Origin of the sequence: Dokdonia sp. MED134 (genome assembly GCF_000152925.2) — a bacterium.
Classification (GTDB): Bacteria; Bacteroidota; Bacteroidia; order Flavobacteriales; family Flavobacteriaceae; genus Dokdonia.
Genome location: NZ_CP009301.1, coordinates 1921981 through 1934466, shown reverse-complemented (window position 1 = coordinate 1934466; position 12486 = coordinate 1921981). Strand labels below are relative to the sequence as shown.

The 12486-nt window shown below is 39.6% G+C and carries 7 protein-coding genes; 6 read left to right on the top strand and 1 reads right to left on the bottom strand.

Annotated elements, in window-relative coordinates:
• The first annotated feature begins 4 nt into the window (after positions 1–4).
• The 6 genes from MED134_RS08500 (at position 5) to MED134_RS08475 (ending at position 9990) form a co-directional block, all read left to right on the top strand.
• The gene (locus tag MED134_RS08500; protein WP_038597932.1) at positions 5–1657 is read left to right on the top strand and encodes a DUF1501 domain-containing protein; all 1653 of its coding nucleotides are present in this window, start codon (positions 5–7) and stop codon (positions 1655–1657) included.
• Positions 1658–1814: 157 nt separating this feature from the next.
• Positions 1815–3902, top strand: coding sequence for a methionine--tRNA ligase (gene metG, locus MED134_RS08495; RefSeq protein ID WP_038597930.1), 2088 nt, complete (start codon positions 1815–1817; stop codon positions 3900–3902).
• 19 nt (positions 3903–3921) lie between these two features.
• Positions 3922–5367: a hypothetical protein gene (locus tag MED134_RS08490; RefSeq protein ID WP_148305644.1), complete on the top strand. Its 1446-nt coding sequence runs from the start codon at positions 3922–3924 to the stop codon at positions 5365–5367.
• A 7-nt stretch (positions 5368–5374) separates the two neighbouring features.
• On the top strand, positions 5375–7498 hold the full coding sequence (locus MED134_RS08485) for a Tex family protein (RefSeq protein WP_038597926.1): 2124 nt from the start codon (positions 5375–5377) through the stop codon (positions 7496–7498).
• A gap of 168 nt (positions 7499–7666) precedes the next feature.
• Positions 7667–9085 carry a hypothetical protein gene (locus tag MED134_RS08480; protein ID WP_038597924.1) on the top strand — a complete coding sequence of 473 codons (1419 nt, stop codon included), beginning with the start codon at positions 7667–7669 and terminating at the stop codon, positions 9083–9085.
• 2 nt (positions 9086–9087) lie between these two features.
• Positions 9088–9990 carry a histone deacetylase gene (locus MED134_RS08475; RefSeq protein WP_038597922.1) on the top strand — a complete coding sequence of 301 codons (903 nt, stop codon included), beginning with the start codon at positions 9088–9090 and terminating at the stop codon, positions 9988–9990.
• Between the two features lie 20 nt (positions 9991–10010).
• Here the strand turns inward: MED134_RS08475 and MED134_RS08470 are convergent, their stop codons facing one another.
• Positions 10011–12482 carry a ligase-associated DNA damage response DEXH box helicase gene (locus tag MED134_RS08470; RefSeq protein ID WP_038597920.1) on the bottom strand — a complete coding sequence of 824 codons (2472 nt, stop codon included), beginning with the start codon at positions 12480–12482 and terminating at the stop codon, positions 10011–10013.
• Positions 12483–12486 lie beyond the last annotated feature (4 nt).

The window sequence follows — 12486 nt, the reverse complement described above, 5'->3', positions numbered from 1 at the left end:
CCCTATGTGTACTCACGATAAGAATCACGCTTTCGCGAAAGCAAAAAAAAGAACAGCAACGGGACCTACAGCAAGTCTTAAAGACGCACATCACGATGATGAGCACAGCACTTGGAATAGAAGAAGTTTTATGCAGGCTCTAGGTCTAGTAGGTGGCGGAAGCATTATGCTAGGAGGTACAAATCTTACAGCATCTGCACCCTCAAGATTAACAACAGCCCTCACCACTGCCGAAAATGAAGATCGCGTACTCGTTCTAGTACGTCTTAAAGGTGGTAATGATGGTCTCAATACGATCGTGCCGGTTTATGATTATGATTTTTATGCAAATAATAGACCGTCTATAAGACACACAGAAAACAGTTTATACAATCTCAATGCAGATTTTGGGATACCACAATCTATGGCAGACTTACAGTCATTATGGGGAGATGGTGCAATGCGTGTGGTGCACGGTGTAGGCTATCCAGATCAAAATCTATCACACTTTAGAAGTTCAGATATCTGGGCATCTGGAGATGCTGTAAACTATGAGGAGACGGGCGTTCTGGGGCGTTATTTTGAAAATTTATATCCAGATTTTCTTATTAATCCCCCAGAGATTCCTGCGGCTATACAGATAGGGAGTCAGGGTAATCTCATTTTTGATGGGGTAGATAATAGCTATGCATTTTCTGTAGCAAATCCTGCGCAGCTATCTAGCATTGCCGAAAATGGGGTACTACACGATGTGCTAGATGTACCGGGATGCACCTTTGGTGAGCAGTTAGAATTTATGCGTGGTATGACTAACACCACATTTACCTACGCGAGTACCATAAACGAAGCTTATGAAAATGCGACAAATGCCGTTGAGTATGATACGCAAAGCTTAGGGAGGCAACTCGCCATTATCTCAAGAATGATCAAGGGAGGTCTAGGCACAAAGGTATATCTAGTGACGCTAGGCGGTTTTGATACGCACGCAAACCAGCAAGAAACCCACGATAATAGAATGGAGCAAGTAGCTCGTGGTATGAAAGATTTTTTTACAGATCTTGAGGCAAGCGGTATGCACACTAATGTGATGGCAATGACCTTTTCAGAATTTGGACGTCGCATAGAAGAAAATGGATCAAATGGAACAGACCACGGGGCGGCATCGCCTGTTATGGTTTTTGGTCCAGCAATGCAGGGCAACGGTTTTGTGGGAACGCATCCAGATTTACAAGATCCAGATCAAGTAGGAAATTTAAAGTACGGTACAGATTTTAGACAAGTGTATGCTACAATGCTTAAGCAATGGCTATGTATCGACGGCGGGCTGGTAGATGAGGTGTTGCTCGGGCAATCTTTTGAGAGTGTAGACCTAGGTTTTGACTGTGAGTCTCTCTCTTCTGGAAGTTTTGATATAGCAGATACTTTTCAGCACTGGAGCAGTGTTCAGGGTAATGACACTTTTATAGAGTTTACGATGAACAGCACGGCAAAGGTAACCGTTACCTTATACAATCTACTAGGGCAAGAAGTGGGTACAGTGGTAAATGATTTTATATACGAGGGGCCACAAAAATTTAATATTAAAGAACGCATCAATAAGCGATTGTTTACGGGACAATACATCTATCAGATTCAGTTTTCGGGTAAAAAATACAGTAAGAGTATTCTTGTAAAATAAGCAGTTTTATGTAGTTGTGAGTCCGCTTTCGCGAAAGCGTAATAAATCCCTCTCTACTTTGCATCATCTCAAGTTGCAGCTATTGTGACCTGGCTTGTAAAAGCTGTAGGTACTAGCTTGTTTTTCTTTATTTTTGTCGCTTCTTAAAGAACACAATATGTCTCAAAATCCACAACGATATACAATTACAGCGGCACTGCCGTATACTAACGGACCTATACACATAGGCCACCTTGCAGGAGTGTATGTTCCGGCAGATATTTATGCGCGTTACCAGCGTATGCAAGGAGCAGATGTTGCTTTTATATGTGGAAGTGATGAGCACGGTGTGCCTATCACAATCAAAGCAAAAAAAGAGGGCGTTACCCCTCAAGATGTGGTAGATAAGTACAATGCGATAATCAAAAAATCTTTTGAAGATTTTGGGATCACCTTTGATAACTACTCACGTACCTCTGCAAAAATTCACCACGATACAGCGTCTGAGTTTTTTAAGAATATGTACGACCAAGGTAAGTTTATAGAAGAAACAAACGAGCAGCTGTATGATGCAGAGGCAAACCAGTTTCTTGCAGACCGTTTTGTGACGGGAACTTGCCCTAAGTGCGGTTATGAGGAGGCTTACGGAGATCAGTGTGAGAGCTGTGGTACCTCCCACAACGCAACAGACCTTATCAACCCAAAGAGTGCCATAACAGGAGCTGTACCTACACTTAAGGAAACAAAACACTGGTTTTTACCACTAGATCAATACAATGACTTCTTTAAGGAATGGATCATAAAAGGACATAAAAAAGACTGGAAAACTAATGTGTACGGGCAGTGCAAATCTTGGATAGATGATGGACTACGTCCACGTGCCGTAACTCGTGATCTAGACTGGGGAATCCCAATACCTGTAGAAGGAGCAGATGGAAAAGTGCTGTACGTTTGGTTTGACGCGCCTATAGGCTACATTTCTTCTACAAAGGAGTGGGCAGCACGTGAAGGCAAAGACTGGGAGCCGTACTGGAAAGATGAAAACACAAAGCTACTTCACTTTATAGGAAAGGATAATATCGTTTTTCACTGTTTGATTTTCCCTGCGATGCTCAAAGGTCACGGCGAGTATATTTTACCAGATAACGTGCCTGCAAACGAGTTTTTAAATCTTGAAGGACGCAAGCTTTCTACTTCAAAAAACTGGGCAGTATGGTTACACGAGTATCTAGAAGAATTTCCAGATCAGCAGGATGTGTTGCGTTATGTACTTACAGCAAACGCACCAGAATCTAAGGACAACGACTTTACTTGGAAGGATTTCCAAACTAGAAATAATAGCGAACTTGTAGCAATTTTCGGAAACTTCATTAACAGAGTTACCGTACTTACGCACAAATATTATGATGGCGCGATACCAGAGCCAGGTGCGTTTAATGCGTTAGATACAGAAGTGCTAGATGCTATAAAAGCATACCCTGCAGTGATAGGCAGCAGTATAGAAAAATACCGCTTTCGCGAAAGCCAAACAGAGTTTATGAACCTCGCTCGTCTAGGAAACAAATACCTAGCAGACGAAGAGCCGTGGAAGACGATCAAAACAGATGTAGAGCGCACTAAAACAGTAATGTATGTAGCCTTGCAAATTGCAGCTGCACTTTCTGTTTTAAGCGAGCCATTATTACCGCATACAAGCGGAAAACTGAAAGATATTCTTAATGTGAACTCTAGTGCAGATGAGAACGCATTACAATGGAGTGATATATCATCTAAGGAGGTCTTACTTCCAGCTGGTCACACCATTAATAAATCTCAATTACTCTTCTCAAAAATAGAAGATAGTCAGATACAAGTACAGCTAGATAAGCTAGAAGCAAGCAAAGCAGCAAACGAAGCCGCTGCCGCTGCCGAAAACGCTGTTGTAGAGCCACAAAAGGACACGATTACCTTTGACGATTTTACAAAACTCGATATGCGAGTAGGTACCATTATCGAAGCAGAGAAGATGAAGAAAACGAAGAAACTTCTCATCTTAAAAGTAGATACAGGTATTGATGTACGTACCATCGTTTCTGGTATCGCAGAGAGCTTTACTCCAGAAGAAGTAATAGGGAAACAAGTAACCGTACTCGTAAACCTGGCTCCTAGAGCATTACGTGGTGTAGAGAGTGAAGGAATGATTTTAATGACAGAGGATGCTAGTGGGAAATTGGTTTTTGTAAATCCTGATGCCGAAGGAGTGGTTAATGGGAATATGATAAGTTAATAAATTAAATATATATTGAATGAATAGATTCATATTGTTAATAGTCTTGGTGCTATCAATGACTGCATATGGCCAAGAAGAATATCTTAAAATTTCTTTTAAGGATGTAAAGTCTTCAAGTGCTTACATCGACAATGTACATTTAGTTAAAAATCAAGAAACGGGATTTTTATCCATTTTTGCAGAAGAATCCAAGACTACTTACGGCTTTCAATACGACGAAAATTTAAAGCAGATAGCACAATTGACATCTGGGGGACTTAAAAGAAAGTATAAAGAAATTATAGGTCAAGTATACGATAAGGATAGAATTAGGTTGCTTCAAAAAAACAAGAAAGGAACTAAGTTTGCTAGTATATTATACGATTTCAATGCTCAAGTTACAGAAGAGATTGAGTATGATATTGATATGTCAGATCAGAAATTTATCCAATCCTACAGTAAGGATGGTGTTTGCTATGTTTTTACAATATTCAAATACAAAAATCTTCTTAGAAAATGGATGTTTAAGTTGGATGGATCAGTATCACATACTGATCTATCTCTTCAAGAGGAATTAGTGCGTAATAGATTTTCATCAACAAATATTTATAATTTATTGACTGAGACGCAAGGCTTCAACACCATTTTAAAAATGGTAAAAGTTGAAAATAGACTTCCTAATACACTTGAAATAGCCACTGAAGAAAGTAAGATGTATGCACACGACAATGGATTTTATTGGACGCTAGATAGTAATCATCATTATACAGTTTTACTAGATTTTCAATTACCTGATTTAGAGCCTACAATCACTTTTGTTGAGAAAACTAAATTAAACACAAGACGTCCAGCTTCTAATTCTTTTATTGTAGGTAATGTATTGGCTCAAATTGTATCAAGCACTCAAGAGTTAAAGCTCAATTTTAGAGATATAGAAGGAATGGAGTCTTTGAAAACATATAATTTACTCAAAGATGATGAAATCACCTTTAAAAATTCTCCTATACTTCAGGAGGGTTCTGTCTATAGCTTTGGAGCAACGAGAAAACTTGAGAAAACATCAAAATTTCTACGAAAAATAGCTTCAGATAAAAACGGTATAGCTCTTTTTAAAAGTAATAATGGGTATCGAGCTACTATTGGTGGTGTAAGAGCACAAGGAGGAGGATTTGGGGCAATGGGAGCGATGGGAGCAATTCCAATTGCAAGTTTTGGTGCAGCTACTATGAGTTTTAACCCAGCTTCATTTGCATATGGTTCTTATGGTTTTACTGGATCTACGCGCATTGAAAGTTTATTTCATAACGATTTTGACCATCGTGAAGGAGAGTTGCCTGATAATGTATTTGACGAGATTGAGGAGCTTTCTAGTAAATGGTTAAAAAGAGCAGATGATGTCTATTTGATAGACGATTTTGTTCTCTTTGGAAATTATCAAACCAATCGTAAACTCTTTACGCTTTATAAATTTCAAAACAAGTAAAACCTCCTTGAAAATTTTAGAATTTATATCAAACAGCTCTACCTTATCAGAAAAATCTGTAAAAGCAACTTTACAACTTCTTTCTGAAGACTGCACACTCCCATTTATAGCGCGCTACCGCAAGGAAGCGACGGGTGGACTAGACGAGGTAGAGATTGGGAAAGTTATCGAGCTTAAAGAGCAGTTTGAAACCCTAGTAAAACGTAAAAAATCAATTCTTAAATCACTAGAAGAACAATCTGTTCTTACCAGGGAACTCAAAGATAAGATTGAAAAATCACAAGGTCTTACTACGCTAGAAGACTTGTATTTACCATACAAGAAAAAGCGTAAAACGAAGGCCGAGACAGCACGTATAAATGGACTAGAACCACTTGCCAAAATCATTATGTCTCAAAATGCGCAAGACCCAGAAGGACTAGCGCATCGATATACTAATAAGGAGGTTCCAGATGCACAAAGTGCGTTAGAAGGAGCACGTCACATTATAGCCGAGTGGATTAACGAGCGTGCAGATATACGTAACAATATACGTGAGCAGTTAAAACGTTTTGCCACCATAGAGACGAAGGTGGTTAAGAAAATGGCAGATGAGGAAAAAGCGCAGAAATTCCGTGATTATTTTGACTGGTCTGAGTCACTAAGCCGCTGTCCGTCACACAGACTACTTGCCATTTTAAGAGCCGAAAATGAAGGTTACATCCGTGTGAAAGTTGTCATTGATGATGAGCGAGCGCTTGACAAAATAGAGCGCAAACTCATACGCTCTCGTGGCGACAGCGCCACACAGATTGAACTTGCCATAAAAGATGCTTACAAGCGACTATTATTTCCTGCATTGAGCAATGAGCGTCTCTCAGAAGCAAAGAAAACTGCAGATGAAACTGCTATTCAGGTTTTTGCAAAAAATTTAAAACAATTACTCCTTGGTTCGCCGCTAGGTGAGAAGCGTATTCTTGCGCTAGACCCAGGTTTTAGAACAGGTTGTAAGCTTGTGTGCCTCGATGCACAGGGACAGTTGTTACATAATGAAACCATCTATCCACACGCACCAAAAAACGATGACAAAGGCGCTATAAAGAAGATCTCTAGTCTTACAGATGCTTATAAAATTGAAGCAATCGCCATCGGTAATGGTACGGCTTCCCGCGAGACCCAAAGACTCGTAAAGCGTATTCACTTTAGGAATGCAATGGAGGTTTTTGTAGTGAGTGAGGCAGGAGCTTCTATTTACAGTGCAAGCAAGATTGCCCGTGATGAGTTTCCTAATTATGATGTGACAGTTCGTGGTGCAGTTTCTATCGGCCGTAGGTTACAAGATCCGCTGGCAGAGCTGGTGAAGATAGATGCAAAGTCCATTGGCGTAGGGCAATATCAGCACGATGTAGATCAGACCGCACTTCAAAAATCGCTAGATCAAACGGTAGAAAACTGTGTAAATGCCGTGGGTGTGAATATAAATACGGCAAGTGCTCCGCTGTTGAGTTATGTGTCAGGTATTGGACCAAAACTGGCTGAGGGAGTAGTACGCTTTCGCGAAAGTGAAGGACCCTTTAAAACACGTCAAGAGATTAAAAAGGTACCACGTCTGGGAGGAAAAGCATTCGTACAAGCCGCAGGCTTTTTAAGAATCACGGGTGCCGAAAATCCGTTAGATAACTCGTCGGTACATCCAGAAAGATATAAGTTGGTTGCAAGCATAGCCAAAGATCAAAAAGTTTCTGTTGCCGAAATGATTGGAAACACAAGCCTTCTTAAATCAATAGACCTTCAAAAGTATGTAACCGATGAGGTAGGACTTCCTACACTCACCGATATTATAAGCGAACTAGAAAAGCCCGGGCTAGACATTAGAGAAAAAGCAAAGGTTTTTACTTTTAATCAAAACATACGCACTATAGAAGATGTCCAGTCAGGCCAATTACTGCCAGGGATTGTAAATAATGTAACAGCTTTTGGAGCCTTTGTAGACATAGGTATTAAAGAAAGCGGCCTCATACATATTTCAAACCTTGCAGATGGTTTCGTGAGTGATGTAAGTGCTCACGTAAGTTTACAGCAGCAAGTTATTGTAAAAGTACTAGAAGTAGATATCGCAAGAAAGAGGATACAATTGAAGTTGGAGAAGTAAAATGTAAGATCCATTTTGAAACTTACCAAACAATAGTTGATGGCATACCAAATTTTGTAATAATATTTTATCTGACCTTATAGAAACGATGTTTTTAGATTTAGGTTGTGAAATATCTCCTTTGCAGTTTATATTTGAGTTTTAAGACATCAATCAATCAAATCATTTATGAAATCATTTTTCACCATTCTATTTGTACTAATTGTTTCACTAGTTTCAGCACAGAAGGCCGTTGTGCAAATTAAAGATGTAATAGGCGATGGAAAAGGTAAATTAAAAGAATCAATGACAGTAGTCAATAAGGAAGATGGTTCTTTTGTCCTTTTTCTTTTAGGGTCAAGGTCTACTGAAGCAATTTTATATGATAAGGATTATAAGAAAGTTTCTACCATAAAAGGAGATAAAGTCCTGAAAAAGGATGTTGCAGTAATGGGTTATACGATAAGCAATAACCAGTATCAACTAATTTCTAAAGGGTTTGATACGGGTTCACTCACAAGTACGGTTTTTGATTTTGAAAATCATAAAGTGACAACAAAAACCTTAGACCTAAATCTCAAGAAACAAACATTTATAGAGTTTTTTAATTTAGGGGATAAAATGTACTTGTTAACCATAGATAGGGATTCTTCTAATTTAATACACTACAGTGTTGATGATCAAGGTGTGGCGACACGTAATGAGATTGTAATAGAAAATACTTTTTATAGCTCTAAGGGTTTTGAGATGAATTTAAAGAAGATCCTTAGAAATAAGTATACTTCAAAAGTTTTGCCCGATGATAAAACGACAATGAAGCAAGCGGCAGAACTGCTTAAATTTTATTTAATTAATGATAATCATCTTGTATTTACCGTGGACTATAGTAATACTGTAGTCAATATTTTTGACATCTCTTTGAAGACTTTTGAAGTAAGGGAACAAACCTTTTTTAGGCCAAGGCCAAAAATTCAAGAATATGGATGGAAGGCAAATTCATTTTTAAAAGATCATTATTTGTTTCAAATTGTTTCTTCTAAAAAGGAAATGATTGTGACTGTTACAAATAGAAGGGATAGCACGCTAGTTAAACAATTTGGTGTGGAAAAAGATGATAAAATGGATTTTACTAATTCCTCAATTATATTAGCAAAAACAGAAGATGATAAATTAATTGAAAAAACATCTCAATTTCTTAGAAAAATAAGTAGTGATCGTAATGGTATTGCTGTCTCATCTGTAAATGGAAATTACCAAATCACCTTAGGAGGTAAACAGCTTATGAACGGCGGCGGAGGAGTAGCAATGATGAACCCTGCGGCAGGAATACCAATTGCCTCAGTAGGAGCATTTACTTTTGCATTTAATCCTTCTTTCTTGATGATGGATACAAATTCTGTAACACATTATACTAGTGTAGAGTGTGTGTTTGATAAGTCATTTAATCATTTGCCAGATGTAGAAGCTTCTTCACTTATGTTGAAGAGAAGAGACTTCCTTAGTCCTGATATAAAAAATGTAGCAGAGACATTTTTCAATATAGAAGACGACTATTTTTTGGGAATGTATTATAAAGAGGCAGATATGTATGTAATTAGAAAATTCTAGTCTTGCTCAAAATCGCATTCCACCCTATTTATAAACACCCATTGCCAGAGGGGCATCGTTTTCCTATGGAGAAATATGATCTGCTTCCTAAGCAGTTAGTATATGAAGGGACGTGTATTGCAGATAATTTTTTTGAGCCGGTACAGGTAGCTCACGAGCATATTTTGAGATGTCATACTACAGAGTATGTAGATAATCTCAAAGCACTTACTATTGACCCAAGAGCACAGCGAAAAACCGGTTTTCCGCTCTCACAAGAACTTGTTGATCGCGAATTAATCATCACTCAAGGCACCATTGATGGGTGTCACTACGCGCTTGAAAATGGTATTGCGATGAATATTGCTGGCGGCACACACCACGCTTATACAGATCACGGAGAGGCATTTTGCCTTCTCAATGACCAAGCGATTGCTGCGCGATATTTACAAGCAAACGAGCTTGCAAAAAAGATTCTCATTGTAGACCTCGATGTTCATCAAGGTAATGGAACGGCAGAGATTTTTGCGGGTGATGATTCGGTGTTTACGTTTTCTATGCACGGTAAGGCAAACTATCCTTTTAGAAAAGAAATCTCAAATCTTGATATTGCATTAGAGACTGATACAGGCGATGTGGAGTATCTTGGTATTCTCAAAAAAACATTGCCAAATTTGATTAAAGAACAACAACCAGATTTCATCTTCTACCTATGCGGAGTCGATATTTTGGCGAGTGACAAACTGGGTAAATTGGGGTGTAGCATAGATGGTTGTAAAGAGCGCGATCGGTTTGTGTTACAAATCTGTCACGATTTAAAAATTCCCGTACAATGTAGTATGGGCGGCGGATATTCTCCAGACATAAAAGTGATAATTGGCGCACACGCAAATACTTTTAGAACGGCACAGGATATTTACTTTTAGTACAATCTTTCGTAAGGTTATTATTTCTTTTTCTTCATCAACTTCGCGGTCATTTTCTTGATCCTGTCGGCTAGTTTTTCGCTGCTCAATTTTTCGCGTAAGCGGTCTGTAATTATTGGAAAAGATAAAGGCGTAGGTTGCTCGCAATCCATCCAGACAATTTCTTGCGTCTCTATACGCTCAAGCGCTTGCTGCAATCGACCTTCTTCTAGCTGATGCTCAAAAGTCTCTGTAAATGCTTGTTGAAATAATAAATTATCTGCCTCATAATCACGGAACACATCAAAAAACAGCTGACTACTACTTTGCAGGTGTTTTTGTTTGATTTGCTTGTTTGGGAAGCCTGTAAAAACAAGCCCAGAGATCACTGCGATGTCTCTAAATTTTCGCCTGGCCATCTCTGTAGCATTAAGACTATTTTGCAAGTCGTCGTGCATATATGCCGTCGTAAATAGGTCGTTATCTAGTAGCTGCTGTATGTCTATAGGTTGGTCTGAAAGTAGCTCAAAACCGTAGTCATTAAAGGCAAGAGAGAAGGTGATAGGATTTAGCAAACTAAGGCGATACCCAAGTAAACTTCCCATAGCCTCGTGCACAAAACGACCTTCAAAAGGGTAAAAAACGTGATGATAGCCATCGCGTGTTTTAAATGTTTCAATGAGCAGTTGCTCATCACTTGGGATGATACTCTCTACCTTTTGCTGTCTAAAAATGTGCTCTAGCGCATTAATCTCTAAAGACCGCTTTCGCGAAAGCGAATTCCCAGTATAAAGTTCCTCCCGTAACAGTTGAGACATCTGGCTGCTCAAGGTAAGTCGGCCGCCCATCCACGAGGGGACTTTATTAGTTTTCTTTGAGCTGTTGCGCACGTGCACTTCCATATTTTTAATACGGATAAATTCTAGGTTGCGACCAGCAAAAGTAAACACATCACCACGCGTTAACTTACTGATGAAAAACTCCTCAATAGTGCCTATGTAACCACCTTTTTGATATTTGACTACAAGATTTGCATCGCTCACAATCGTCCCTATTTGCAGGCGATGGCGCATTGCCACCATACGAGAATTCACTTTAAATCTGCCGTCCTCAAGAATCTCCACTTTCTTATACTCATCATAAGCTTGCAGGGATTGTGCACCCATCGTCATAAAATTAAGGCACCATTCCCATTGCTCTTTTGTCATTGCTTGAAAGCAAAACGTAGTCTGTATCTCGGGCCAAATATCGTCGGGTAAAAATCCGTCAGACACGGCTAGCGTCACGAGATATTGTATCAGTACGTCAAAACTATTGAGATATGGAATTCTATCTTCTACCGTATTTTCTTTAACGGCGCGCTGCAAAGCAGAGGCTTCTACCAGCTCAATGGCGTGTGTAGGCAAAAAGTAAATCACACTCTCCTTGCCGGGGCTGTGACCAGATCGCCCAGCACGTTGTAAAAAGCGAGCGACACCCTTAGGGCCGCCTATTTGGATAATGGTTTCAACAGGCGCAAAGTCTACTCCGAGATCAAGGCTAGAAGTACAAACTACCGCCTTGAGAGAGCCATTTCGAATGGCACCCTCAACCCACGTACGCGTCTCCTTATTGATACTCCCGTGGTGCATTGCAATCTCTCCCGCATACTCAGGATGTGCCGCAAGAATACGCTGAAACCAAATTTCGCACTGGCTTCGTGTGTTTGTAAACAGTAAGGTCGTCTTGCTGTTGTTGATAATGGGCACTACGTACTCTAGCAAGTGCAATCCCAAATGACCACGCCAAGGAAAGGTTTCCATCTCGTCTGGAATAATAGACTTAACAGTAATTTTTTTGTTGATGTTTGCTTTGATAATTACGCTTTCGCGAAAAGCGTCACTCTCATAACCGAGCAATACTTCTCGAGCTTGCTCTAGATTCCCAATCGTTGCCGAAATTCCCCAGATACGCATATCTGAAGCGACAGTTTTCAATCGGCTCAAGGCGAGTTCCATCTGTACACCGCGCTTAGTCCCTAGAAGTTCGTGCCACTCATCTACTATTACGGCAGAGCAATTTTTAAAAACTTTCTCATACCCTTTTGAGGCAATCAAAAGCATCAAACTTTCTGGGGTAGTAATTAGCAAGTCAGGCATAGAACGTTTTTGCTTTGCACGTTCAGACTGAGAAGTATCGCCATTGCGTATTCCCACCGTCATCTGTGTGCCGAGATCTTGTGTGATACGAGAAGCCGAAAGCTCAATCTCATTAGAAAGCGAGCGCAGAGGAGTGATCCAAATGGCCTTTAGTCCTTTTTTATGTTTGGTCTTGTAATCAGGGTTTCGTTTGATGTAATTAAGAACTACCGGAAACCAAAGTGCATACGTCTTACCACTCCCCGTAGGCGCATTAAGCAATCCATTTTTACCCGCAAGAAACGCCTTCCACGTTTGTTTTTGAAACGGAAAAGGTTTCCAGTCTTGCGACTGGAACCAGTTATTTGCGATATCGAGTAGTTCTTTATTATTCAATAAA